Consider the following 22,952-nt stretch of genomic DNA (forward strand, 5'->3'; position numbering starts at 1 on the left):
CTATCCGATACCCGTCCGACCGCTACCCGATCATCAGATCCGCGCTTTCCGAAAGGCGTCCCAAACACGTCGGTCCAGGGGTCGCCGCCGAGCAGTCGGACGGTGCCGGCGTCGGCCCGGAGCAGGCCCAGCAGGACGCGCATGGTGGTGGACTTGCCGGCGCCGTTGGGGCCGAGGAAGCCATGCACCTCCCCCCGGGCCACCTCGAGGTCGAGACCGTCGAGGGCGCGCGTGGTGCCGAAGGTCTTGACCAGTCCTCTCGCCGAGATCACGAGGTCGTCCATGGTGGTCACTGCTCCTTCCGGGGGCCGTCAGGGGTGTCGAAGGCGTCCGCGAACCGGTCGAGTGTGCCGGGCTCGAACAGCCCCTGGGCGAACAGCTCCACGATCGGGAGCATGTACGGAGCGAGGTTCTCCGGCGGGGCATCGGTGTCGAGGAAGTCCACGCCGAGCAGTCGGTTCATGTGTTCGTGGAGCACCAGCGATCCCAGCGACCAGAGCGTCAGTACGATGACTCGTTCGCGCGAATGGGCGCTGGGCTTGATGAGACCGGCCTCGACGGCGGCCCCGGTGTAGGCCTCGGCGTCGGCGACCATCTCGTCGATGAGATGCGCGATGTGATCGCCTCCCTCAGAGAGGGTGCGGGCCAGGTAGCGCAGCAGCGGGCGACTGTCCTCGATCTGCCGCAGCGACTGGAGCGGGTCCAACTGTGCGCCCTGGCCCATCGAGGACTCCTTGCCCTGCCGCACCAGCCGCACCACGTGCTCGTCGCAGGCCTGGTGCAGTCGGTCCTTGCTCCCGAAATGGTGGAGGATCAGCGCCTGCGACACCCCCGCCTCGGCGGCGATGGCCTTGAGGCTCGTTCCCGTGACTCCGTCCGCGCCGAACCTGGAGATCGCGGCGTCCAGGATGCGGTCGGCCCCGCTGCGGTCGACTCCGCTTCGATCGCCCCTGCTTCCGGCCGGGTCGTCGTGGGGCATTAGGGCCGCCTCTCGTGGCTGACTGACTGTTCAGTCAGCATAGATTTGACTGAAGAGTCGGTCAATAGTCGCCACCCCATGTGTCGATCCAGATGCTGCGAGCGAGAGCCCCCGCACACGAATATGGTTGGCACGTGACCATGCGACTCTGCGTTCTCCTGTGGCCGTACCCCGGCAAGGAGGGCTCCCTGATCCGATACGAGGACCAGGTCCTCTCACTGGTAGCCGAGCACGGCGGAACCGTCTGTTCGCGCGATCAGGTCCTACGTGAGTCAGACACCGATCCGCTTGAAGTCCAGCGCATCAATTTCCCGGACGCCCAAGCTCTCGACGCGTTCATGACGGACCCTCGCCGTGTCCGGCTCGAGAATGAACGTGCGGACTCGATCGCACGGACTGACGTTCTGCGGCTTGAATAGCCCCGTGCACACAGCTGCGCCCGCCTAGGCGATCCATACGCCCATGCGACCCCGCAGGATCACGACTCCGACCCCGTTCTCACCCAGGTTCTCCTCGAGATTCAGGACCCACCCGATGGACCCGCTACACCCCTCGGCCGGATTCGTAGTCGCGGCGCTATCAGCCTCTCGATGTCCTCCCTAGATCGCGTGGGCCTTCTTCGGCTCACACGCTGATGGTCATTCTGACGACGGGGCAGGCCTCTACGCCCCGGTTCGTCCGGACTCCTGGGGAAGGAGATGCTTGAGGATGTCGGAGATGGTGATCACCCCGATGAACTGGCCCTGGTCCGTCACTGCGGCCAGCTGTTCGCTGCGCTCGCGCGCCTCTGCGAGCGCCTCGTACACCGGAGTGCGAGAGTCGAACACCATCACCGGGCGCGCAAAGGCACGTGCGTGCGCATCCGCGGGCTCCATCAACGTGTCACGCACATGGACCACCTCCGGAGTGGGCGAATTGCCGTCCTGGAGGAGCACCCGCGTATAGCCGGTGCGCGTCGCGGCCTGTTGGACCTGGGCCACCGTGGCTCCGGCCGGGACCGCGGTGGGTGCCGTCGAGGTGTCGACGAGCGCTCCGATATGCAACTGGTCCAAGCCGAGCGCACCCGACAACGGGGATCGGAACGAGTTGTCGAGGGAACCCGCCGTCGCCGAGTGTTCGACGAGCTGGCGGATCGTAGCCGCGTCCTGTCCACCCACGGCGGCACGCTCAACCGGCGTGACGCCACTGGCGGAGACAAGACGGTTGGCCACTGCGTTAACCCACCGCAGCAGCGGACGGAACACCCAGATGAACCCCCTCGAGGGCAGGCCCACGAACTTGGCGGCGAATTCCGGGTGCGCAATCGCCCACGACTTGGGCGCCATCTCCCCCACCACCAGATGCAGGAAGGTCACCAGGAGCAACGACAGCCCGAACGCCACGCCACCAGCGAGCTGGGCCGGTGCGCCCCACGAAGTGAAGACCGGGCCGAGCCACGAGTCCACGGCGGGCTTGGTGACCGCACCGAGTGCGAACGTGCAGACCGTGATGCCCAGCTGGGCACCGGCGAGCATGAGGGTCAGCTCGTTCATCCCGCGAAGCGCCGCGCGGGCCGAGGCACTGGTTGCCGCTTCCTTCTCGAGCCGGTGCTGTCGCGCGCCGAGGAGTGCGAACTCGATCACGACGAAGAACGCACTCAACACAATGAGCCCCGCAGTAATGGCCGTGACAACCATCGGGTTTCCCATCACCGAACCTCGCTCTTTCCAGACGCATCGTCATCGCCGGCGTCGAGGGGAACGGTGCCACCACGCTCCACGAGACGAATCCTCAGCTCACTGGGCACCAACCGCGCCACCTCGAGAACCTCGATGTCCAGCGCCACTTCTCGTGGATGGTCGGCGATCAGCTCGCGGGGATCGATTGGCAGATCGACACGCACCGTCTGCCCCACCTCGGGTAGTCGCCCGTGAGCGGCGATCACCAGACCTGCCACGGTCTCGTAGTCACCCTCGGACAGTGTGTGGCCGAGTGCCCGCTCGGCCTCGTCGATGTGGACGTCGCCATCCATCCGCCAGCACTCCTCACCCTCAAGGGAGATCACCGAATCCGCCTCGACGTCGTGCTCGTCGGTCAGTTCGCCGATCAGCTCCTCGGCGAGGTCCTCGATGGTGATCACGCCGGCGAAACCCCCGTACTCATCCACCACCGCAGCGAGCTGGGCCTCGGAGTCCGTCAGGCTGAACAGCGCATCCGGTAGGGACATCAACGAGGGGACCACCACCGCCGGGCGCATGAGCTCGGTGACCGGCGCGTCGGGCTCCAACGACCACGCGAGCACGTCCACCAACTGCACCACCCCGACCGGCTCCTGCTCAACGGTGACGACCGGATAGCGGGTGTGTCCGGTGGCCATCAGAACCCTCACCTCCCCGACCGTCGCATCGGGTGAGACGACACTGGTGTGAGACCTCGGAACCATCGCATGCTCGACCGTCCGGTCCGGAAAGTCCAGAATTCTGTCGATGAGAACAGAGAGATTCTCGGGCAGATCCCCACTTCCCCTGGCATCGGCGACGATGCGCTCGAGATCCTCCGCCGTGGCGGTGGTGTCCAGATCGTGAACAGGATTGACCCCGACTGCCCGGAGCAACAAGTTGGCAGACTTGTCGAAGACCACGATGAGCCAGCCGAACACCGTGAGGTACACAGTGGTCGAACGGGCCAGGCCACGCGCCAGGGGCTCCGGGCTGGCCAGCGCAAGGTTCTTGGGATACAACTCGCCGAAGATCATCTGCACCACCGTCGCGGCGATCAACGCCAGCACGGTACCCACCGTCACACCGACAGCCGCGGGGACGCCGACCCCACCCAACAGGGTCCCGAGCGATTGGCCGACCAGCGGTTCGGCCACGAACCCCACCAGCAGTCCGGTGACCGTGATCCCCAACTGGGCGCCCGAGAGCATGAACGAGGTCCGTTGGGTGACCTTCAGCGCACGCGCTGCCGAGACGTCCCCCGCATCCGCCCGCGCCTTGAGCCTGTTCCTGTCCACCGACATGTATGCGAACTCTTGGGCCACGAAGTAGCCGTTCGCCGCGATGATCGCGAGGATCGCGAGGATCCCCAGCAGCAGCATCAGGAGCGTCACGCCCATCAGAACGCTCGCTCACGTGATCGCGGTTCACGGTTCAGCGACCACGGGTTTCGCGGTGAAACTGGCCAGAGACAACTCGGACCCGGGTCGTCAGCCGACCCGGGCCTCTCGCAGGGGGTACCCATCAGGGGATTTCACTCGCTCCAAGTCTGAGATAGACGAACTCGTCGACGCCAAGTATTGCGCATGACCGTCTCGGCAACCACCCGGCGCACCCACCCCGCGGGAAGGCGGACCCGACCACGCCTCCCCCACCAGCGACTGACCCGGCGACACCTCGCCCGCCTGTGATTAACTGAACTGCACCAGAAGGGGAGTATCCCTCACGCGTTTCGTCGTCACTACGGTCCTCGGACCCGGCGGAGCGGGCCCGACAGGGCCGGGAGAGACCTTCGATCACCTACTGATCGAAAGGTCCCTGACTATGCACACCCCCCTCTGGCTCTGGCTTGCCGTCCTGGCGTTCATCATCGTGATGCTGGCGATCGACCTCGTCGCCCACCGCAAGGCTCACGTCATCGGCGTCCGAGAAGCCGCCACCTGGTCGGCCGTCTGGGTCACGCTCGGTGTGGGCTTCGGCGCGATCATCTGGGCCGTCTGGGGCGCCGAGTTCGGCCAGCAGTACTTCGCCGGCTACCTCATCGAGAAGTCCCTCGCGGTGGACAACGTCTTCGTGTGGGCAATCATCTTTGCCCACTTCGCCGTCCCGGCCCAGTTCCAGCACCGCGTGCTGTTCCTCGGGGTGCTGGGCGCTCTGATTTTCCGCGGGATCTTCATCGCCGGTGGCGCCGTGCTGATCGCCAACTTCTCGTGGGTGCTCTACATCTTCGCGGCGTTCCTGCTGTACACGGGTTTCCGGATGATCCGCCAGCGCGACGAGCACCTCAATCCCGACCAGTCGAAGGTGCTCCGGGCTTTCCGCCGGTTCGTGCCCATGACCGACACCTTCCACGGCCAGCGTCTGCTCGTGCGCAAGGGTGGGCTGATCATGGCCACTCCCCTGCTGGCCGTGTTGGTGCTCATCGAGACCACCGACATCGTCTTTGCCGTCGACTCCATCCCCGCCATCTTCGCCGTCACCGACGAGGTGTTCCTGGTCTTCACCGCCAACGCCTTTGCCATCCTGGGCCTGCGAGCGATGTACTTCCTGCTGGCCGACCTCATCCACCGCTTCGTCTACCTCAAGATCGGGCTGGCGCTGATCCTGATCTGGGTGGGCATCAAGATGATGCTCAAGATCGACGTGTTCTACATCCCCACCGCCATCTCCCTCGCGGTCATCACGGCAGTCCTCGCCGTCTCGGTGGTCGCCAGCCTGCGCGCCACCAGGGGCCAGGAACGTCAGGGGCTGCCCACGCCGGCCGACCCCCCCTTCAGGGTTGCCACCGCCGAGGAGGACGCCGCCCTCGACCCCCTCTGGCGGGCCCGGAGTGAAGCCTCCGCCGATGAATTCGAGAAGTCGTGACCGGCCGAGTTGTGCGGACTCGTGCTGCAGCTCGAGGCCAGCTGGCGATAGCATTCGAGACGGTCTCGGCGTGTCTGTTGCGAGAACCAGTCAGTCACCTCGAAAGTGCATGGGAGACCACATGCCCGAAGACCGTTCCACCGGAACTTCCTACCGCAACGGTGCCGGGACCACCTCGCTGGTCGCCGGCATCATTGCCGCGCTGGCCTCCCTGGTGCCCTTCATCGGCGGTGCGATCACCATCGCCGCCGCAGTGGTCGCCCTCGCCAGTGGATGGGTCGGTCTGAAACGAGTGGACCAAAGCGAGGCGTCGAACCACCGTGAGGCCGTCATAGGCATCGGTCTGGGACTGGCAGCACTGTTCGTGGCGTTCCTCGTCTTTGCCGCGACCAACAGCGCATAAGGGTCCACCTGACCAGGTCGATCACGCGCTATCCGGGAGATCCGCGTGGGGAAGTGCCACACGGGGAACGCCCTCCGGGGTGCGGTCTCGCGCCGATCGGCAGAGGTGCGTCGGAGACACGGCCGCACGTGCGGTGCACTCCCCCATCCCGCCTAGTCGTTGCCGGACCGGGCTAGACCCGGACCCGGCTCCAGCCCGCCGTCTCCTCCGCCGCGCGATGGGTTTGTTCGAGGAACCTCAGCACCACGGCGTCGGGATCCGCCGCCTGTCGCACGAGGTGGTACGGCAGCACGTACTCACCCAGCTCGGCGCTCCAGTACGCGGGGGCCTCGACCGCCGGATGGGTGTCGTACCCCTCGGGGTGGGGATAGGCGTACGCGTAGAAGATGCCCTCCTCCGCACCACCCGGCCAGTACCCCGCGCTCGACACCTCGTCGCTGTAGGCCTCGTGCATGACCCGGTCCGGGCAGTTCGGGACGCCACCGGGATGCTCGGGGGCGGAGCGTCCGGAGAACCGGGTGACGGCCAGATCGAACGCACCCCAGAAAAAGTGGACGGGCGAGGACTTCCCACGGAACCCACTGCGGAACGTCGACAGGACGCCGTGCGCGCTGACCAGCGACCTCCGGAAACGGGCCACGGCGTCAGCGTCGTACGACGCGTGCGTGGTGTCCTCGGCGAACGGGATCACCTCCGGCAGCTCGACCGGGGTCCCGACGATCGGCACGTCGAACCCGAGATCACCCAGGTGGCCGGTGTACTCGGCGTAGAAGTCGGCGACGGTCCGCGGCTCGAGCGCCATCCGGCGGGTGCTGCCGTCAGTGACGAGGAACAGCAGGTCGTGGCTGACGAAGTCGAAGCAGATCTCCAGACCGCGGTGTCCGGCGACCATCAGGGACGTGGTGAGCCCCCGCGCGTCCACGTACAGCGGGACGCCCCACCAGTGGTTGATCTCCGGCCCGAGGGCCATCCGCGTCTTGCCGACGATCTGGGTCCACAGGTGAAGTGTGTCCCTGGTGTCGATCCACGATTCCAGGGGCAGGGCCGGCCAGGGCTCGTCTCGGGTCTCCATCGACACATGATCCCCGATCTCGGGACCGGACGGCACCCCTCTGCATCATCCGAAACCCTGCGTCACCCGAAACCCTGCGTCACCCGGGTCGACGGCCGGGGGCCCGGTGCCGTTGGACGGCGTCGTGGTTGCCGCACCGGGCACTGCAGTAGCGCCGCTTACCGTTCCGGCTGGTGTCGACGAACACCTCGGGACACCCCGATCGGAGACAGGCCCCCAGACGGCCGCCCTCCGACTCGACCGCGAAGATCGCCAGACCGCCTGCGGTGATGGCCCGGACGCGCTCCACCACGTCGTCACCGTCGGCCGCGAAGTGCAGGTGGGGCTTGTGCCCGTCGTGCGTGCTCAGGGACGGCCTCGACGCGGCCGAGTCCAGCAGCTCGTTGATCGCGTCGCACGTGGAGTCCACGTCCGGCGCCGAGAAGGGTGCCCTCAACCACAATGCCCACTCCTGTAGGCGGGTCGACCTCGCGTCGTCGAGATCGGGCCTGCGGACGCCGTGGGCGCGAAGCACGCCGACGGCCATATCGGTGTCCCACTCCCGGGCGCCGAGTGAGGCAAGTTCCGCCGCGAGAGTCGGGCCGACCATATTGCCATGGTTGAACTGCACTGACCCATTGCACCACAGTCAGCGCATGACCACAGCAGCCTGTTCGCCCACCGACGTCGATCACGACCGCGACCACGACGCCCCCGTTCCGCAGCCTGCGGATCCGGACGCGCACCAGCACGAATGGCTGACCCGCTCCTCCCACCGCACCAGCGAGGGCACTGTGACTTACGAGTCCTGCCACTGCGGCGCGCATCGCGTCCTGCGCGCCGGCGTGCCCGTCGCCCGGGTGTAGGGAGAGGCGACGCTCAGGGCGAGGTCGAGATCGAGCGCTCCTTGACCTTGAACCAGATCGAGAAGTCCTCGGCGGCCCGACGTACGACGTCGTAGTTCGAGCCGCCGGTGAGATCGTTGAAACTGTCCCGCACGCCGTCGACTCCGGTCGACCGGGTCTCCTTGGGGATGCCGAAGCCCATCTTCCAGTCGGCGAAGCTGCGCTCGGCTGCAGGTTCCGTCAACAGGACCCGGACACGACTGTGCCTGTCATCGGCAGCGATGCGCGTCATCAACTCGTCGATCGCGGCCGGAGGGCCTTCGAGGAACTGAATGAAGCAGTTGTTCCTGAAGAGGAGGACACCGGTGATCCCGGCGGCACGATTGCGCTCCCGGGAGGTGAACAGAATGGACTCCAGATCACCCGGCAGCATCTTCCGCACCGGCACGCTCGTGTACACCAAATACTTCAGTTGTCCGCTCCCGGGCGACGTGGGGAACTCAGCGTCCAGCGACATTCAACTCTCCCTCGCTCGCATCGGAAAAGTACAGATCATTCAGGCTGGAGATCGCCTCGTCCAGGGATCCGGACTCGCCCTGCGGTCTCGACATCCTGTCGTAGCAGGTGAAACTGCCGTCAGAATTCTGATCGATGTACCCCACGAAGTTCCCGCGGAAACTACCGACGAAGAAGCTGTCTTCCACCTGGGACCATCGTATTTCTTCGTATCCTTCGATTGCCGAAGTCACTCCCACCCCTTTTCTTCCTTGACAAGGTGTTTCACCCACTGCCGTACACGTCGAGAAGAACGTGGCCCGAGCCACGTCACCGGGAGACGCTGCCGCCGCGCGCGGCCGAAACAGGGATGGGCACGCATCGACGTGTCACCCGATCCCACAGTGCTCTTCTTGCCTAAGAACTCACATCCTGCCGAAGCTATCCGTCATAGCGGCACACCGGGCCATCATGATGCGCGTCGGAAGACTGCGCCACCGATGGCATCGGTCGCGTCCGGAACACGGGCGAGTGCGATCCCGATGACGAGCGTGGTCAGACCTCTCCCGGCCGCGATACCGTCCGGCCCAGTCGGCGTGACACCGCGGCGCCCCACGGGGTGGTGAGCCGGGCCGCGGTGAGGAGGCCCTCGTCCTGCAGCACTCGGTGGACCGGGCCGCGGGTGAGCGCTCCGCCGGAGAGCACCACCGCGTCGTCCGCCCAGGCCCAGGCGAGGTCGACATCGTGCGTGGCCATGAGGATCGCGGCCCCCGCGGCGCGAAGCGACTCCAGCGCCGCGAGCAGGTCCTCACAGGAGAGCGGGTCGAGCCCGGCCGTCGGTTCGTCGAGAAGCAGGACGCGAGGCCGCATCGCCAGCGCACCCGCCAGGGCCACCCTCTTGCGCTGCCCGAAGGACAAGTGGTGGGGGACGCGGTCGGCGAGGTCGGTGATCGCCAGCGCCGCCAGGGCCTCGTCGACCCGGTGGGCCACCTCGGCGCGATCCAATCCGAGGTTCACGGGGCCGAAGGAGACGTCGGCCCGCACGGTCGTGGCGAAGATCTGGTCGTCGGGTTCCTGGAGCACCATCTGCACCGACTGCCGCAGGCGGGTGCGGTCGGCGCGGCGGTCCCGGACCCGCTCCCCGTCCAGCTCCAACTCCCCGGCCTCGAGGCGGTTCAGGCCCACGAGCAGCCGCATCAGGGTGGTCTTGCCGCTGCCGTTTCCACCGAGAAGCGCCATCTTCGCCCCGGCGGGGATCGTCAGGTCGGCGCCGTCGAGCACGGTGTGGGTGTGACCGCCGAGGGCATCGAGACGCCGGTAGGAGAACCGGGCACCGCGCAGCGCGAGGACGGTCACGTCATGACCCCCAGTATCGAGACGGACACGAGAACCAGACAGATGACGAGCACGCGGGTGGCCGAGACCGGGTCCGCCTCGGCGAGCACTGCGGTCTGGCCGCGCTCGGCGCGCATGGACATGGCGTCGTCGATCGCCCGTGCCCGCCTGACGGACAGGACGAATACCGAGGCGAACTGCGTCCCGACCGAGCTGATCGCGGCCCGGGCGGTGCGGTGTCCGAGCCTGAGGTCGTGGGAATGCCGCAGCGTGCGCGCGGAGTCGATGAGCAGGCCGATGAGCCGGTAGGTGGTGTCCACGACGTGAGCCAGCGGGGCGGGCAGTCCGGCCCGCCGGCCGGCGGCCAGGAGGTCGGCGACGGGCGTGGTGCACGCCAAGGTGATGGTGGCGGCCGTCGCGGCGATCGCCCTGCTCACCGTCCGCCAGGCGGTGTCGACCCCGGCCGGATCCACCACGAGGCGCCAGTCCACCAGGTCCAGCACGAGGGGACCGATTCCCAGGGCCAGGAACGCGACGGGGGCGAGCAACGCCGCGAGGTAGATCCTGGCGGGGACGCGGGCCAGCGCCAGGGCGCACACACAACAGACAGTCAGGATCGCCACGTGGCCCACCGGTGGCGGCACGAGCAGTGCCGCCACCAGCAGACCGCCGAAGAGCAGCAGCTTCTCGACTACCGGGAGGTCCGACCAACGGTTGTGGGACGCCGCGAGTTCGAGTGGGTTCACCTAGGGCTCGGCCGGTCAGTGCCCGGCCGGACCCGTGGCCGCCGCCGACGGGGTCGCCGCACCCGTCACGCTCTCCCGACGCTGCCTACTACGTGTCCGCAGGACGCCGAGTCCGTAACCCACGATCCCGCCGCCGATCCCGGCCTGGAGGGCGAACACCCCCGATTCGACCTCCCCCGGCAACTCGGGCAGAAGCGGCTCGAACCATGGCTCGTAGTCGGGAGAGACCTGGCTGATCGTCCCCTCCGCCTGCCCGTCCGCACCCTCGAACTCGCCGCCCGCACCAGCGCCATAGACCAGGGAGAACACCGCGATCGCGAACGCCACGGCGACCAGCCCCACGAGCACCCACACGCTGACGTGCTTCTTCCCGCTCATCGCACCGACTCCGTGGCCTCGACCTGATCGGTACGGTCCTCGAGATGCGCGAAGGTGCCCGCGCCGGCGAGTCGCGCCCTCCGGAAGAAGCCCACCAGGTCGAGCTCACGGGAGGCGATTCGCAGGAGCACGCTGACGATCACCACGACGATCAGAGCCTCGACGACCGCCAGCGGGATCTGGGTGATAGCGAACACGGCGAGGAACTCGGCCATCGAGAACCACAGGCCGTGCTCGGCGCTCGGGAACGCCAGCGCGAGCTGGGCGCTGGTGACGAGATACGTCACCAGGTCGGCGAGGAACGCGGCGACGAAGACCGCGCCGAGCAGCGGCACCGCGACCCGTCGACACAGGACGAACGCCCCGTAGGCGACCCACGGCCCGGCGACCCCCATGGAGAACACGTTCGCGCCGAGCGTGGTGATGCCCCCGTGCGCGAGCAGCAACGCCTGGAAGATCAGCACCACGGTGGCGACGAAGGCCATGACGGGTGGCCGGAAGATGATCGTCCCCAGCCCGGTCCCGGTGGGGTGCGAGCTGGAGCCCGTCACCGACGGGAGCTTGACGGCCGACATGACGAACGTGAACGCCCCGGCCACGCCGAGCAACACGCCCGCCTCCGGTGTCCGACGGACCGTCCTGATCACCTCGCGCGCGCCGTGGATGACGAACGGTGCCGCGACGGCCGTCCATGCCACGGCGTGCACCGAGGGGAGGAAACCCTCTGCGATATGCATATGCCTGAGACCTTTCTGCCCGTCACCTCGCGGGCACTCGTGGTGGCAGCCACGGCCGGTCTCCTGGCTCACGGGTTCCCCCGGCCCACCCCCGGAAGGGATGGACCGGATCGCCGCCGGTCCGCCTTCCCACCCACACAACGCGTGCGAGCAGTGGCACAGAGGACTGGCGACATCATCCGTTCACAGTGGCGAGGGCCGCCCCGGTCTCACACCGGGTTCCCGAGCACCGCAGCTGAGCAGATCCTAGCCCCCTCCCGGGGGCCGACTCAGTACCGCACCGATTGGGCGTCCGAGACCAGGCACATGCCCCCGACGGACTGCAGGAGGGGCCGCAGCGACCGGAGGACCTCGTCGATCCGGTCGGGGTCGACCGCCACGAGCACGAAGGTGTTGTCGAAGGTGGAGAAAGGGTCCCCACCGCGCTCACCGTGCTGTCCCCGCCCGTAGATTCCCGGGATCACGGTGCGATGGGTCAGGCCCAGCGAATCCAACGCGCCGAGGAACCTCCCGGCGACCCCGGACTCCACTACCAGTTCGATCCTTTTGACGTCTTTCATGGGATCTCCTCGCCTCAGGCGCCCAGGTACTGGGCGACGGTGTAGTAGAGCGGAATGCCGAGGACGATGTTGAACGGGAATGTCACGGCAAGGGCCATTGTGAAGTACCGGGACGGCCGCGCTTCGGGGATCGCGTAGCGCACGACGGCCGGCACCACGATGTAGGACCCGCTCGCCGCGAGCACGGCGAGCATGGTCAGGTCGCCGACCGGCAACCCGGCCAGACTGCCCAGGGCCAGCGCCATCGATGCTCCGACCAGGGGCATCACGATGCCGAACCCGATCAGGAACGGGCCCACGTCCCGGACCTCGCGGAGCTGACGGGCGACGAGCAAGCCCATCTCGAGCAGGAAGAAGGCCAGCAGCCCCTTGAACATGTCGTCGACGAACGGGGACATGGCCTCGCCGGCGTCGGCCCCCACCACGGTGCCGATCACGAGCGACCCGATCAGCAGCAGGTGCGCACCGTCGGTGAACGCCTCGTGCAGGATCGCCCGCAACGACAGGGGTGCGCCCGACACGGGAGAGGAAGCGCCGGCCCCCGCGTCACCCGCCATCTGGGCGGAACGCTGACGGGACCGTGCCCAGGTGGCCAGAAGCACCGCCATGATGATCGCGGGCGATTCCATCAGAACCAGGGCGACCGTCATGTACCCGCCGGGTTCCTCCCCACGGGCGGTCACGAACTGCGTCGCGGCGATGAAGGTCACCGCGCTGACCGACCCGTAGGTCGCGGCGATGGCGGCCGCATCGAACTCGTTCACCCTGCGCCGCAGGACCAGGAAGCCCAGCGCAGGGATCACCAGGGCCAGGAGGAGGGCGATGCCGATCACCGCCGCGGCGCGGCCGGTCAGACCGGTCTCTCGCAGAGCCTGGCCACCCTTGAACCCGATCGCCATGAGCAGGTAGAGCGACAGGAACTTGGTGACGGGGGCCGGGATCTCCAGGTTGGAGCGCACAGCGGCGACGAACAGCCCCAGGAAGAAGAACAGGATCGGCGGGTCCGTGAGGCTGCCGAGAATGCTGAGGTCCATCGAGTCTCCCCTGATCTGTCCGGAGTCCGTGCGCCGCCGAGCGGGACGAGCTGATCTCCGTCGTGGCGCGCTAGCCGCCTGTTCCGAGCGAGTAACGGGAACGACAATACATGACTTTCACGACATGTTTTGCAACAGCCTAAATCGGTGTCGCGTGTTGTGGCGCGGCGCGCGGACCGGGCCCGCGGTGGGACGGGCTCCGTGCACGCCCACATGCGTACCGTGATTCACGTAAGGCAAAATGGCACTCGGAAGTCGTCGGTGATGGGGTGGCGTAGTGGCAGAGTGGACGTTTCTCACCAATCACGCGCACGTCCTGTTGTGCATCGCGCAGGACTCCGAGACGCGACTGCGCGACATCGCCGATGCGGTCGGGATCACCGAGCGCGCCACCCAGCGGATCGTGGCCGAACTGGAAGAGGCCGGGTACCTGCAGCGCATCCGCGACGGGCGCCGTAACCGCTACAGCCTGAACCGAGACCTGCCGCTGCGCCATCCACTCGAACGGGACCACATGGTCGGGGAGATACTCAGCGTGCTGGGGGCCCCGCGAAAGGGTGCTGGCGACGGCAACGAGTGACCCGTCGGCACTGATCGTGGCGCCCCGACAGCGTGGTCGACCACTACTAGAGGCCCCCAGGGGACGATCTGTTCGGCTTCTCTCTGCAGTTGATCGAGTTCGGAGATGTCATAGGGGCTGAGCACATCCACCGTCACCACGTCCGGACGAACGGTCGCTTTCTGCACCACCGCGGATTCGGTGTTGCTCAGCCAGCGTCCCGGACCTGCGCGGCCCACACCCTCGTAAGCGAGCTCGTCGACATGGGGACCAACACCACGACGAAGAGCAACGTCACTACGGGGTACGCCCTACGCGACGTACTGTGTTGCGAAGCGGTCCGACCTTGCACTGGTCGCAATTCCGGTCACGCCAGAGTGTTCACCACACCCAGCGCGGCTCAACCCGCCAAGGAGGCATGGCATGAGCACTACCCGCGAGCTTCGCGCCGAGGTCGAGGTCGACGCCCCCGTCGAGCGCGTGTGGGAGGTCGTCACGGATACCTCCGTGCTCGTTCGGTCGTCGCCCGAACTCGTCGCGATGACACCGCTGCTGCCGGGAGGCTTCCGGAAGGGCCAGCAGTACATCGGCTGGAACCGCCGCAAACTGGTCGTCTGGCCAACCCGAAACGTTGTGATCGAGTTCGAGCCACACAAGCGTGTCGCCTGGGACACGAAGACCAGCGGCGCCCGCTGGGCCTTCGAGCTCCAGCCGACGCAGACCGGTACCAAGCTGGCCCAGCGTCGGTCCGTGCCGGGCAAGCTCAATCCGATCGGCCGGTTCTTCGCCGCGACGCTCCTCGGCGGGGGCCCGAACCACGCTGACGAGCTCGAGACTGCCCTTGGCACCACGCTGGAGAGCATCAAAGCTATCGCCGAGGCCTGACCAACCGACTCGTCCCCACGGGTGGACTTCGCCAGGGATAACTCTCTTGCGACTGGGCAGTAGCAAGAGGAGCAATGCGCGGGAACGGCTACTTCGACGACAGCCCGCCGGCAGAGTTCGGAGAGACGTCTTCCGCTACCTCACGGACCGACCACACCCTGATCTGAAGTGGACAGCCGGTATGGTGAGTCCGGGTCTACCCGCCCAGTAATCGACCGGATGAGCGTCCCGCAGGGAGACTCGAGTGTAGATGCCGCCCTCGGAAACCACGAGCACAGCCTGGCACCTCGGCCTCCGTGACTGTGGTCGAACTTTCAACTCTGAGTTCCACCTACCCCGCCCCGCCCCGCCGCTTCGCCGCCCTCTCCGGATCCGAGGCGTACAACCACGATTCGGCCTCCCCCGGCCGGACCAGCGCCCGGCCCACCAGGATCACCGCCGCCTGCCGCAGACCGGCGGACTCGACCGCGTCCGCGATGTCGGCAAGTGTGCCCCGCAGCTCGACGCGGTGCGGGCGGCTCGCATTGGCCACCACCGCCACCGGGCAGTCCGCGCCGTGCGTGGGAACCAGCCGTTCGGCGAGCTCGCGGATCCGGGTGATCGCCAGGTGCAGCACCAGCGTCGCGCCGGTGGCGGCGAAGTTCTCCAGCGATTCGGAGGACGGCATCACCGTCGATCGGGCCTGGACGCGGGTCAACACGACGGACTGCACCACCTCGGGCACGGTCAGCTCCACCCCCAGCTCGGCGGCGGCGGCAGCGTAGGCCGGGACGCCGGGCACCACGTCCCAGGGCACGCCCGCTGCATCGAGCCGGCGGGTCTGCTCGGCGAGCGCGGAGTACAGCGACGGGTCACCCGAGCAGAGCCGCACCACCTCGAGCCCCTCGGCGTGGGCGGCGACGATCTCCGCGATGATCCCGTCCAGGTCCAGGTGCTGGGTGTCCACCACCCGCGCATCGGGCCGGCAGTGGTCGAGCACGCCGTCGTCCAGATAGGTGCCCGCGTACAGGCAGACGTCCGCCGCGGCCAGGGCCGCAGCCGCGCGCAGCGTGAGCAGGTCGGCGGCGCCGGGGCCGGCCCCGACGAAGTGAACTGTCACGAGGTCTCCCCTGTCTCCCCGGAGTCCGCCGCAGCGGCGGAATCTGCCATAACAGCGAAGGGCTTAATCGCGCACCACTGCACCACGGCCCGCGCCGGGGCCCAGCCGGTGAACGAGCCGATCGAGTCGGCGTGTTCCACGTGGAACCGTACGAGCTCACCGCCGAACTCCGCGCGGGCATCGATCAGCACCCGCTCCGTCTCGATCGTCACCGCGTGAGCGACCAGCCTGCCGCCGGGACGCAGCGCCTCCCAACACTGCCGCAGCAGGCCGGGCGCGGTGCCTCCGCCACCCACGAACACCGCATCGGGCTGCGGCAGCCCCTCGAGAGCCTGCGGCGCGCGCCCGTGGACGACCTCCAGCGACGGCACCCCCAGCCGCGCGGCGTTCCGCTCCACGCGCGCGGCCCGCTCGGGATCGGCCTCTACAGACACAGTGCGGCAGGACGGGTGTGCCCGCATCCACTCGATGCCCACCGATCCGGCGCCGGCGCCTACGTCCCACAACAGTTCGCCGGCCGACGGAGCAAGCCGCGAGAGAGCCGAGGCGCGTAGGTCGCGGCGGGTGAGCTGGCCGTCGTTCTCGAAGGCGTCGTCGGGCAGTCCTGGGGCCACACCGAGCGGGCGCGAGGTGGGCCCGGCCAGGCACTCCACGGCAAGGACGTGCAGCTGGGGCACCGCGCGGCCCGGATCCCAGTCGCGCGCCACACAACTCTGACGTGCCTCGGCCGGGCTCCCCAGATCGGAGAGGACGGTCAGCACGCTGTCCCCGAAACCAGCGACGGCGAGCGCCCTGGCAACGTCCCCAGGAGTGTGCCGGTCGGCGCTCAACACCACCAGCCGCTGCCCCGGCGCCAGTACACCGGGGAGCTCGCGGTGGTCGCGCAGCACCGCCACCGTCTCGGCTGGCCACCGCATCCGGGCGCGGGCCAGCGCGACCGACGACACCGCCGGCAGCACCTCCACCGACTCCGGGCCGAGCAGGCCGATCAACGTCGTGGCCACCCCGGCCACCAGCGGGTCGCCCGAGGCCAGGGCCACGATCGACCGGCCGCTGTAGCGCGCCAGCAGATCGGGCAGTCTCGAGCGCAGCGGCCGCGGCCATGCCACGCGCTCGCCCACCACCTCGTCCGGCATCATCGCCAGGTGCCGCTCCCCGCCCAGCAGGACGTCGGCGCCCAGGACGGCGCGGCGACGGGCCTCGTCGAGGCCGGCCCAGCCGTCACCGCCGATCCCCACCACGACCACCTGTCCGTTCATGACGCGGAACCCTACCGTCGAACCCGCCCGCCGAGCCCGACCGCCCGGAACGCGAGGACGCTGGGTAGCCTCGGCCAGGAGAGACAACTACACCCCAACAGCACGAGGTGCCCCACGACCCGCCCCAGGCGGTGCGGAGGGGAGAATCAGGGAAGCCGGTGAGAATCCGGCACAGGGCCCGCTACGGTGACCCGGCCTCTGAGGCGAACGCGTCCAGCGCGAACGCCCGAGATGAGCCGGGAAGTCCGGAGACCGGCCTCGCGCTGACCAGCCTGGCAGACGAGAGCGGGAGCCCCCATGCCACTGCACTACCCCTTCAGCGCCGTCGTCGGTTCCGACGACATGGCGCTTGCCCTCCTGTTGAACGCGGTCTCGCCGTCGGCCGGCGGCGTGTTGATCCGCGGAGAGAAGGGCACCGCCAAGTCCACGATGGTGCGCGCGCTCGCCGGGATCCTGCCGCAGATCGAGGTCGTGGCCGGTGACAGGTTCTCCAGCGCCCCGTCCGACCGCGGCACCGACACCCCCGACGGTCCGATCCCCCACGACGCGCCCACCGAGCACCGGCCGGTCCGTCTGGTGGAGCTGCCGATCGGCGCGACCGAGGACCGCATCGCCGGGTCGCTGCACCTGGAGAAGGCCCTGAGCGAGGGCGTCACCGCGTTCGAGCCCGGCCTGCTGGCCCGGGCGCACCGCGGACTGCTGTACGTGGACGAGGTCAACCTGCTCCACGATCACGTGGTGGACCAGCTCCTCGACGCCGCCGCCATGGGCCGGGTGACCGTCGAGCGGGACGGGGTGTCGGTGGAGCACGCCGCCCGCTTCGTCCTGATCGGCACCATGAACCCCGAGGAGGGCGAACTCCGGCCCCAGCTTCTCGACCGCTTCGGCCTCACCGTCGAGGTGTCCGCCCCGCGCGAGGCGGCGCTGCGGGCCGAGGTGATCCGCCGCCGGGTCGCCTTCGACTCCGACCCGGAGGGCTTCTCCGCCACGTTCGCGGCGGACGAGCTGGCCCTGCGCGAGCGGATCGTCGCCGCCCGGGAGCGCGTGGGCGGCATCGAGCTCACCGACTGGGCGCTGACCACGATCGCGACCGTCTGCGCCGGCTTCGATGTCGACGGCATGCGCGCCGACATCGTCACCGCGCGCACGGCCGCCGCCCACGCCGCCTGGGAGGGCCGGACCCGCATCACCCGCGCCGACATCCGCGTGGCCGCGCGCATGGCGCTCCCCCACCGCCGTCGCCGCGCACCGTTCGACGCCCCGGGGCTCGACGAGGACCTCCTCGACCGCCTCCTGGGGGACGACGACGAGCCCGATCCGCGAGACGACGGCCCCGACACGGACGGCCCGGGAGAAGACGACACGAAGAACGACGACGACAACAACACGAGCGACTCCACGACCGGCCAGCAGGACCCGCAGTCCGGCGCATCAGCCGAGGACCCGGGCGACGCCGGAGACACCGAGGGCGCTGAGGGCACCGATCGCACCGAGTCTGATGCGGACGAGGACGGGCCGAGGTCGGAGTCGAGCAACGACACAGACGCCGGCGCTGACGCTGATACCCGCACCGAGACCGGCGACCCGCAGCAGGGGGACCGCGACGCCGGCGAGAACGGCCGACCGGGCGGCGCGGCGACCGAGCCGGGAACGGTCACGGCAGCCTCGGACCCGTATCGCACGCGGCTGCTGACCGTCGCCGGGACCGGCCACGGTGTCTCCGGCCGCCGGTCCCGCGCGACCACCACCACCGGCCGGCGCACCGGCTCGGCCGGGTTCACCGGGTCCGACGTGCACCTGCCCGCCACGATCCGCGCCGCCGCGTCCCATCAGGCGGCGCGGGGCCGCGAGGCCGGCCGCGACGGCGGGCGACTGCTCCTGTCCGCCCGCGACCTGCGTTCGGCGGTCCGCGAGGGCCGGGAGGCCAACCTGGTGTTGTTCTGCGTGGACGCCTCCGGCTCGATGGCGGCGCGCACCCGCATGGAGCAGGTCAAGACCGCCATCCTCTCCCTGCTGCTGGACGCCTACCGCCGCCGCGACAAGGTGGGGCTGGTGACCTTCCGCGGGTCCGGCGCGCAGGTCGCCCTGCCGCCCACCTCCTCGGTGGACGTGGCCGCCGCCCGCCTGGCCGAGTTGCCCGCCGGGGGCCGCACCCCACTGGCGGAGGGGCTGCTCACCGCCGCCGAGCTCCTCCGCGTCGAGAGGGTCCGCGATCCGCAGCGGCGACCCCTCGTCGTCGTCGTGACCGACGGCCGCGCCACCCACGGCCCGGACGCCCTCGCCCGGTCCCGCGCCGCGGCGGCCGGGCTGGCCTCCCTAGGCGTGGCGTCGGTGGTGGTGGACTGCGAGAGCGGCCGGTTCCGCATGGGCCTGGCCTCCGAGCTCGCCACGCACCTGGGCGCCGAGCACATCCCGCTGGGCGAGGTGACGGCCGAGGGACTGACCCGCACCGTCCGCACCCACACGGCCCCTGACCGCCGCACCACGGCGCTGACAGAGGGAGAGGTGGCCTGATGCCGCAGGGACAACCGGCCCGCGTGCCCGACGACGGGCTGAGCACCCGGCAACGCCGCAACAAGCCCCTGATCATGGTCCACACCGGGCCCGGCAAGGGGAAGTCCACGGCCGCGTTCGGCCTGGCCATGCGTGCCTGGAACCAGGGGTGGGACATCGGGGTGTTCCAGTTCGTCAAGTCCGCCAAGTGGCGCATCGGCGAGCAGACGGTGATGGAACGCCTCGCCCGCCTGCACGCCGAGACCGGTGAGGGCGGGCCCGTGGAGTGGCACAAGATGGGCTCGGGCTGGTCGTGGTCGCGCAAGGACGGCACCGAGGAGGACCACGCCGCGGACGCCGCCGAGGGCTGGGCGGAGATCAAGCGCCGGCTCGCCGACGAGCGGCACGACCTCTACCTGCTCGACGAGTTCACCTACCCGATGAAGTGGGGCTGGGTGGACGTCGAGGACGTGGTCGAGACGCTGACCTCGCGGCCCGGTCGGCAGCACGTGGTGATCACCGGCCGCGACGCCGCCCCCCGGCTGATCGAGGTCGCCGACCTCGTCACCGAGATGACCAAGGTCAAGCACCCGATGGACGCCGGCCAGAAGGGTCAGAGGGGGATCGAATGGTGACCGGATCGCGCACCGACCTGCCCCGGCTCGTGGTGGCCGCTCCGGCGTCGGGTCACGGCAAGACCACCGTCGCCACCGGGCTCATGGCGGCCCTGCGGCGCAGGGGCCTGACGGTCTCGGGCCACAAGGTCGGCCCCGACTACATCGACCCGGGCTACCACGAGCTCGCGACGGGGCGGCCGGGCCGCAACCTCGACCCGCACCTGGTCGGCGAGCACAGAATCGTGCCCCTCCTGCTACACGGCGCGCAGGCCGCGCCGCGGCCGGCCGACGTCGCGGTGATCGAGGGCGTGATGGGCCTGTACGACGGCCAGATCGGGGGCGACGGCTTCTCCTCCACCGCCCACGTCGCCGGCCTCACCGACACCCCGGTCCTGCTGGTGGTGGACATCTCCCACGCCTCGCGCAGCATCGCGGCCGTGGTGCTGGGGATGGCGACGTTCGACCCGTCCGTCCGGATCGGCGGCGTGATCCTCAACAAGGCCGGCTCCGTCCGGCACTCGGACGAGGTGCGCCGCGCCCTCGAGCCACTGGGGATCCCCGTGCTCGGGGTGCTGAGCCGGGACGACGAGGTCACCGCCCCGTCCCGCCACCTCGGCCTGGTCCCCGCGGCCGAGCGACCGGGGGCGGCCGGCAGCCTCGACCACCTCGCGGATCGCCTGGCCGCCTCCGTGGACCTGGACGCGGTGATGCGACTGGCCCACACGGCGCCGGCGCTGTCCGGTCCGGCCTGGTCCGCGGAGGAGGCACTGGTCGGGGGCCTGCCCGACTCGGGACCGCCGGCGCTGGCGCTGTCCGGGCCCCGGCGACCGGTCGTCGCCGTGGCGGGGGGCCGCGCCTTCACCTTCCGCTACGCCGAGACGGTCGAACTGCTCGACGCCGCGGGGTGCGACGTGGCCGTCTTCGACCCACTGGCCGACTCCGCCCTGCCCGAGGGCACCGCCGGCGTCTACCTCGGCGGCGGGTTCCCGGAGGTGCACGCGGCGGGACTGGCCGCCAACCGCCCGATGCTCACGGCGCTGCGGACCGCCCTCGGCGCCGGTGTGCCCACCGTGGCCGAGTGCGCGGGACTGCTCTACCTCTGCCGCACCCTCGACGGCGCCCCGATGATCGGGGCGGTGCCGGCGGACGCGGCGATGTCCCCGCGCCTCACGCTGGGCTACCGCCGCGTCACCGCGGGGTCGACGAACCTCCTCACGGTGGCGGGCACCGAGGTCACCGGCCACGAGTTCCACCGCACCACGGTCACCCCGGGCTCCGGTGCGGCCGGCGTGGGCTCCGGGGACGCCGGCGCGGGCACGTCCGGCGCAGCTGCCGCATGGACGTGGGCCGATCGCGTCGAGGGCTTCGCGACCCCGACCCTGCACGCGTCGTACCTCCACACCCACTGGGCCGGGCACCCCGCGATGGCCGCGAGGTTCGCGGCCGAGGTCGCCCGCGTCGCCCGAACTCACGATGCGCAGGGCCGCAGGGACGCGATGCGCTCCACCGGGTGACGTGCGGGGGAGCGTCCCTCAACGAGCCGGCCGCCCGTCGACAGTGGTCGACGGGCGGCCGGTATCCGCTGAGAGGATCACCTCAGGGCGGTCACATCAGGTAGCACGCCTCCGTGTACTCGAAGTCGGCCGCCGTGGGTCCCTCGTACCACTCCTCCTCCAGGACGAGGCCCGTGGGACTGCCCGGCTCGATCCGGTTGATGATGCTCGAGCGGGACGCGTTCTCGTTGACGTCTCCCGAGTAGTCCCCGGCTCCCTCCGCGAACATCCCACCGGTGTCGACCCCCGTCAGCGAGTCGACCGACTCGTAGAGACCGCTTCGGGTGAGCTCATCGTTCTCGACCGCTTGCTCCAGGAGTCCGTGGATGACCGACGAGGCACCCCAACCCAGGACGAACCAGTCATCGGGCTCGGTCCCCATGGATTCGGCGACCTCCCGCATCTCGATGTGGCCTTCCGAGTCGTGGCCCCACGGAGCCACCGCTCCGGCGTGCAGGTAGCGCGCCTCGAGTGCCGGCGCGGCCTGGCTTCCCATCAGACCGGCGCTCCACGTGGGAGTGGAACCGATGAACTGGCCCTCGAACCCCTGCGCGACGGTGGCACCCACGATGGCGCCGGTCTCGATCGCACTGGTGGAGAGGACCACGACGTCCGGTTGATCGGCCAGGATCCGCTGGATCACCGCGGTCTGCTCGTCGGTCCCGCCGGGGGCCGTGGTGTACCGGGTGAACTCGACACCGCGTTCCTCGGCGGCGATCTCCGCGCCCTTGGCGGCGTCGTCACCGTAGTCACCGGGGAAGTGCACCGCGCCGACACTCGTCGCGTCGAAGTTGTCGACGGCGTAGTCCACCATGTTCATGGCCTCGGCACAGTAGCTGGTGCCGAACTCCATGACGCCCTCCTCGAACAGCCAGTTCGACCCCAGGGATGCGGGGACCGTGACGATGTTCTGCTGCCGGGTGTCGTCGAGGATGCCGTTGGTGTGGGCGGTGCCCATCGAGTGGGCCAACATCAGGACCTGGTCCCTGATCTCCCGGTACTCCTGGGAGTGGGTGGTCTCGTTGTAGGCGTTGTCCCGGACGTGGGTCACCATGTCGACCTCGTAGTCGCCGATGCCGCCGTTCTCGTTGACGTTCTGCCAGTAGGCCTGGGAGCCCTCGATCATCGGGGCGCCGATCGGTGAGAACGGTCCCGTCAGGTCGGTGATCGCTCCCAGGTAGATGCAGCCCTTCGAGTCATCGATCGCCTGTGGGCACGGTTCCTCGGTGACGCCGGCGACCTCGGTGTCTCCGCCGTCGTCGCGGCCACAGCCCGCCAGGACCAGGGCGATCGCCGACAGGCCGGCCACCCCGCTGCGTAGTGTCTTCGACTTCATGGTGTTCTCCTCAGGTGTTCAGTGGG

General features: G+C 69.3%; 26 protein-coding genes and 2 riboswitches. Of the genes, 9 read left to right on the top strand and 17 right to left on the bottom strand.

Annotated elements, in window-relative coordinates:
* Both ABD250_RS09915 and ABD250_RS09920 read right to left on the bottom strand, forming a co-directional pair.
* The coding region (locus ABD250_RS09915) for an ATP-binding cassette domain-containing protein (protein WP_344392154.1) at nucleotides 1-284 on the bottom strand (284 nt) is incomplete at its 3' end.
* Between the two features lie 5 nt (nucleotides 285-289).
* Entirely contained in the window at nucleotides 290-979 is a 690-nt protein-coding gene (locus tag ABD250_RS09920; RefSeq protein ID WP_182659273.1) for a TetR/AcrR family transcriptional regulator, read from the bottom strand.
* A 140-nt stretch (nucleotides 980-1,119) separates the two neighbouring features.
* Here ABD250_RS09920 and ABD250_RS09925 point away from each other — a divergent pair, with 140 nt between their 5' ends.
* Nucleotides 1,120-1,398: a DUF1330 domain-containing protein gene (locus ABD250_RS09925; RefSeq protein WP_241730779.1), complete on the top strand. Its 279-nt coding sequence runs from the start codon at nucleotides 1,120-1,122 to the stop codon at nucleotides 1,396-1,398.
* Nucleotides 1,399-1,641: 243 nt separating this feature from the next.
* Here the strand turns inward: ABD250_RS09925 and ABD250_RS09930 are convergent, their stop codons facing one another.
* Both ABD250_RS09930 and ABD250_RS09935 read right to left on the bottom strand, forming a co-directional pair.
* On the bottom strand, nucleotides 1,642-2,667 hold the full coding sequence (locus ABD250_RS09930) for a CNNM domain-containing protein (protein ID WP_179524156.1): 1,026 nt from the start codon (nucleotides 2,665-2,667) through the stop codon (nucleotides 1,642-1,644).
* Nucleotides 2,667-4,076: a hemolysin family protein gene (locus ABD250_RS09935; RefSeq protein WP_182615795.1), complete on the bottom strand. Its 1,410-nt coding sequence runs from the start codon at nucleotides 4,074-4,076 to the stop codon at nucleotides 2,667-2,669. Before ABD250_RS09935 ends, ABD250_RS09930 begins: the two co-directional genes overlap by 1 nt.
* A 424-nt stretch (nucleotides 4,077-4,500) precedes the next feature.
* On the opposite strand from ABD250_RS09935, the gene ABD250_RS09940 reads away from it, so the two are divergent.
* Together ABD250_RS09940 and ABD250_RS09945 are read left to right on the top strand one after the other, a co-directional pair.
* Nucleotides 4,501-5,541: a TerC family protein gene (locus ABD250_RS09940; protein ID WP_182659275.1), complete on the top strand. Its 1,041-nt coding sequence runs from the start codon at nucleotides 4,501-4,503 to the stop codon at nucleotides 5,539-5,541.
* A 121-nt stretch (nucleotides 5,542-5,662) separates the two neighbouring features.
* Nucleotides 5,663-5,944, top strand: coding sequence for a hypothetical protein (locus tag ABD250_RS09945; protein WP_179524153.1), 282 nt, complete (start codon nucleotides 5,663-5,665; stop codon nucleotides 5,942-5,944).
* Nucleotides 5,945-6,116: 172 nt separating this feature from the next.
* On the opposite strand, the gene ABD250_RS09950 is transcribed toward ABD250_RS09945, so the two are convergent.
* Together ABD250_RS09950 and ABD250_RS09955 are read right to left on the bottom strand one after the other, a co-directional pair.
* Nucleotides 6,117-7,016, bottom strand: coding sequence for a DUF5996 family protein (locus tag ABD250_RS09950; RefSeq protein ID WP_182659276.1), 900 nt, complete (start codon nucleotides 7,014-7,016; stop codon nucleotides 6,117-6,119).
* 79 nt (nucleotides 7,017-7,095) lie between these two features.
* Complete coding sequence (locus tag ABD250_RS09955) at nucleotides 7,096-7,605, bottom strand: CGNR zinc finger domain-containing protein (protein ID WP_187700400.1); 510 nt, start codon at nucleotides 7,603-7,605, stop codon at nucleotides 7,096-7,098.
* Between the two features lie 46 nt (nucleotides 7,606-7,651).
* Here ABD250_RS09955 and ABD250_RS09960 point away from each other — a divergent pair, with 46 nt between their 5' ends.
* Entirely contained in the window at nucleotides 7,652-7,861 is a 210-nt protein-coding gene (locus ABD250_RS09960; protein ID WP_179523156.1) for a hypothetical protein, read from the top strand.
* A 13-nt stretch (nucleotides 7,862-7,874) separates the two neighbouring features.
* On the opposite strand, the gene ABD250_RS09965 is transcribed toward ABD250_RS09960, so the two are convergent.
* The 8 genes from ABD250_RS09965 to ABD250_RS10000 all read right to left on the bottom strand — a co-directional run bounded on the left by ABD250_RS09965 (nucleotide 7,875) and on the right by ABD250_RS10000 (nucleotide 13,125).
* On the bottom strand, nucleotides 7,875-8,300 hold the full coding sequence (locus tag ABD250_RS09965) for a BLUF domain-containing protein (RefSeq protein ID WP_344392037.1): 426 nt from the start codon (nucleotides 8,298-8,300) through the stop codon (nucleotides 7,875-7,877).
* A gap of 40 nt (nucleotides 8,301-8,340) precedes the next feature.
* Nucleotides 8,341-8,544: a hypothetical protein gene (locus tag ABD250_RS09970; protein ID WP_187700401.1), complete on the bottom strand. Its 204-nt coding sequence runs from the start codon at nucleotides 8,542-8,544 to the stop codon at nucleotides 8,341-8,343.
* Nucleotides 8,545-8,890: 346 nt separating this feature from the next.
* Nucleotides 8,891-9,691, bottom strand: coding sequence for an energy-coupling factor ABC transporter ATP-binding protein (locus ABD250_RS09975; protein WP_179524148.1), 801 nt, complete (start codon nucleotides 9,689-9,691; stop codon nucleotides 8,891-8,893).
* Nucleotides 9,688-10,416, bottom strand: coding sequence for a cobalt ECF transporter T component CbiQ (cbiQ, locus tag ABD250_RS09980; RefSeq protein ID WP_179524147.1), 729 nt, complete (start codon nucleotides 10,414-10,416; stop codon nucleotides 9,688-9,690). The genes ABD250_RS09975 and cbiQ overlap by 4 nt, the downstream gene beginning before the upstream one ends.
* A gap of 15 nt (nucleotides 10,417-10,431) precedes the next feature.
* Entirely contained in the window at nucleotides 10,432-10,794 is a 363-nt protein-coding gene (locus ABD250_RS09985; RefSeq protein ID WP_179524146.1) for an energy-coupling factor ABC transporter substrate-binding protein, read from the bottom strand.
* Nucleotides 10,791-11,531 (bottom strand): energy-coupling factor ABC transporter permease, encoded by a 741-nt coding sequence (locus ABD250_RS09990; RefSeq protein WP_179524145.1) that lies wholly within the window; start codon nucleotides 11,529-11,531, stop codon nucleotides 10,791-10,793. The genes ABD250_RS09985 and ABD250_RS09990 overlap by 4 nt, the downstream gene beginning before the upstream one ends.
* A 36-nt stretch (nucleotides 11,532-11,567) precedes the next feature.
* A riboswitch (cobalamin riboswitch) is annotated at nucleotides 11,568-11,780 on the bottom strand.
* Nucleotides 11,781-11,800: 20 nt separating this feature from the next.
* Nucleotides 11,801-12,091 carry a P-II family nitrogen regulator gene (locus ABD250_RS09995; RefSeq protein ID WP_179524144.1) on the bottom strand — a complete coding sequence of 97 codons (291 nt, stop codon included), beginning with the start codon at nucleotides 12,089-12,091 and terminating at the stop codon, nucleotides 11,801-11,803.
* 14 nt (nucleotides 12,092-12,105) lie between these two features.
* Entirely contained in the window at nucleotides 12,106-13,125 is a 1,020-nt protein-coding gene (locus ABD250_RS10000; protein WP_179524143.1) for a sodium-dependent bicarbonate transport family permease, read from the bottom strand.
* A gap of 277 nt (nucleotides 13,126-13,402) precedes the next feature.
* On the opposite strand from ABD250_RS10000, the gene ABD250_RS10005 reads away from it, so the two are divergent.
* Both ABD250_RS10005 and ABD250_RS10010 read left to right on the top strand, forming a co-directional pair.
* On the top strand, nucleotides 13,403-13,705 hold the full coding sequence (locus ABD250_RS10005) for a helix-turn-helix transcriptional regulator (RefSeq protein WP_042329960.1): 303 nt from the start codon (nucleotides 13,403-13,405) through the stop codon (nucleotides 13,703-13,705).
* A 402-nt stretch (nucleotides 13,706-14,107) separates the two neighbouring features.
* Entirely contained in the window at nucleotides 14,108-14,569 is a 462-nt protein-coding gene (locus ABD250_RS10010; RefSeq protein WP_182610827.1) for an SRPBCC family protein, read from the top strand.
* 331 nt (nucleotides 14,570-14,900) lie between these two features.
* On the opposite strand, the gene ABD250_RS10015 is transcribed toward ABD250_RS10010, so the two are convergent.
* Nucleotides 14,901-15,668, bottom strand: a complete 768-nt coding sequence (locus ABD250_RS10015; protein WP_182659277.1) for a cobalt-precorrin-4/precorrin-4 C(11)-methyltransferase — start codon at nucleotides 15,666-15,668, stop codon at nucleotides 14,901-14,903.
* Entirely contained in the window at nucleotides 15,665-16,927 is a 1,263-nt protein-coding gene (gene cbiT / locus ABD250_RS10020; RefSeq protein WP_344392050.1) for a precorrin-6Y C5,15-methyltransferase (decarboxylating) subunit CbiT, read from the bottom strand. Before cbiT ends, ABD250_RS10015 begins: the two co-directional genes overlap by 4 nt.
* Nucleotides 16,928-17,015: 88 nt before the next feature.
* A riboswitch (cobalamin riboswitch) is annotated at nucleotides 17,016-17,202 on the top strand.
* A gap of 22 nt (nucleotides 17,203-17,224) precedes the next feature.
* Between cbiT and ABD250_RS10025 the strand changes: the two genes are divergently transcribed.
* The 3 genes from ABD250_RS10025 to ABD250_RS10035 are packed head-to-tail and all read left to right on the top strand — an operon-like array spanning nucleotide 17,225 to nucleotide 21,551.
* A complete protein-coding gene (locus tag ABD250_RS10025) occupies nucleotides 17,225-19,441 on the top strand; it encodes a VWA domain-containing protein (protein ID WP_344392052.1) in 2,217 nt (738 codons plus the stop codon).
* Nucleotides 19,441-20,055: a cob(I)yrinic acid a,c-diamide adenosyltransferase gene (cobO, locus tag ABD250_RS10030; RefSeq protein WP_182639643.1), complete on the top strand. Its 615-nt coding sequence runs from the start codon at nucleotides 19,441-19,443 to the stop codon at nucleotides 20,053-20,055. The genes ABD250_RS10025 and cobO overlap by 1 nt, the downstream gene beginning before the upstream one ends.
* A complete protein-coding gene (locus ABD250_RS10035) occupies nucleotides 20,049-21,551 on the top strand; it encodes a cobyrinic acid a,c-diamide synthase CobB (protein WP_344392056.1) in 1,503 nt (500 codons plus the stop codon). The genes cobO and ABD250_RS10035 overlap by 7 nt, the downstream gene beginning before the upstream one ends.
* Nucleotides 21,552-21,642: 91 nt before the next feature.
* Here ABD250_RS10035 and ABD250_RS10040 read toward each other — a convergent pair whose 3' ends face one another.
* Nucleotides 21,643-22,926 (bottom strand): ABC transporter substrate-binding protein, encoded by a 1,284-nt coding sequence (locus tag ABD250_RS10040; RefSeq protein ID WP_179524136.1) that lies wholly within the window; start codon nucleotides 22,924-22,926, stop codon nucleotides 21,643-21,645.
* Between the last annotated feature and the right edge of the window lie 26 nt (nucleotides 22,927-22,952).

It is taken from the genome of Dietzia cercidiphylli (assembly GCF_039531545.1).
GTDB lineage: Bacteria > Actinomycetota > Actinomycetes > Mycobacteriales > Mycobacteriaceae > Dietzia > Dietzia natronolimnaea.

What these genes read in the sequence shown, in the direction of transcription:
- ABD250_RS09920 (WP_182659273.1), bottom strand. Translation starts at nt 979, where the DNA reads ATGCCCCACGACGACCCGGCCGGAAGCAGGGGCGATCGAAGCGGAGTC.
- ABD250_RS09925 (WP_241730779.1), top strand. Translation starts at nt 1,120, where the DNA reads ATGCGACTCTGCGTTCTCCTGTGGCCGTACCCCGGCAAGGAGGGCTCC.
- ABD250_RS09950 (WP_182659276.1), bottom strand. Translation starts at nt 7,016, where the DNA reads ATGGAGACCCGAGACGAGCCCTGGCCGGCCCTGCCCCTGGAATCGTGG.
- ABD250_RS09960 (WP_179523156.1), top strand. Translation starts at nt 7,652, where the DNA reads ATGACCACAGCAGCCTGTTCGCCCACCGACGTCGATCACGACCGCGAC.
- ABD250_RS10000 (WP_179524143.1), bottom strand. Translation starts at nt 13,125, where the DNA reads ATGGACCTCAGCATTCTCGGCAGCCTCACGGACCCGCCGATCCTGTTC.
- ABD250_RS09940 (WP_182659275.1), top strand. Translation starts at nt 4,501, where the DNA reads ATGCACACCCCCCTCTGGCTCTGGCTTGCCGTCCTGGCGTTCATCATC.
- cbiT (WP_344392050.1), bottom strand. Translation starts at nt 16,927, where the DNA reads ATGAACGGACAGGTGGTCGTGGTGGGGATCGGCGGTGACGGCTGGGCC.
- ABD250_RS09955 (WP_187700400.1), bottom strand. Translation starts at nt 7,605, where the DNA reads ATGGTCGGCCCGACTCTCGCGGCGGAACTTGCCTCACTCGGCGCCCGG.
- ABD250_RS09990 (WP_179524145.1), bottom strand. Translation starts at nt 11,531, where the DNA reads ATGCATATCGCAGAGGGTTTCCTCCCCTCGGTGCACGCCGTGGCATGG.
- ABD250_RS10025 (WP_344392052.1), top strand. Translation starts at nt 17,225, where the DNA reads ATGCCACTGCACTACCCCTTCAGCGCCGTCGTCGGTTCCGACGACATG.
- ABD250_RS09935 (WP_182615795.1), bottom strand. Translation starts at nt 4,076, where the DNA reads ATGGGCGTGACGCTCCTGATGCTGCTGCTGGGGATCCTCGCGATCCTC.
- ABD250_RS10040 (WP_179524136.1), bottom strand. Translation starts at nt 22,926, where the DNA reads ATGAAGTCGAAGACACTACGCAGCGGGGTGGCCGGCCTGTCGGCGATC.
- cobO (WP_182639643.1), top strand. Translation starts at nt 19,441, where the DNA reads ATGCCGCAGGGACAACCGGCCCGCGTGCCCGACGACGGGCTGAGCACC.
- ABD250_RS10035 (WP_344392056.1), top strand. Translation starts at nt 20,049, where the DNA reads ATGGTGACCGGATCGCGCACCGACCTGCCCCGGCTCGTGGTGGCCGCT.
- ABD250_RS09995 (WP_179524144.1), bottom strand. Translation starts at nt 12,091, where the DNA reads ATGAAAGACGTCAAAAGGATCGAACTGGTAGTGGAGTCCGGGGTCGCC.
- ABD250_RS09930 (WP_179524156.1), bottom strand. Translation starts at nt 2,667, where the DNA reads ATGGGAAACCCGATGGTTGTCACGGCCATTACTGCGGGGCTCATTGTG.
- ABD250_RS10010 (WP_182610827.1), top strand. Translation starts at nt 14,108, where the DNA reads ATGAGCACTACCCGCGAGCTTCGCGCCGAGGTCGAGGTCGACGCCCCC.
- ABD250_RS09985 (WP_179524146.1), bottom strand. Translation starts at nt 10,794, where the DNA reads ATGAGCGGGAAGAAGCACGTCAGCGTGTGGGTGCTCGTGGGGCTGGTC.
- ABD250_RS09945 (WP_179524153.1), top strand. Translation starts at nt 5,663, where the DNA reads ATGCCCGAAGACCGTTCCACCGGAACTTCCTACCGCAACGGTGCCGGG.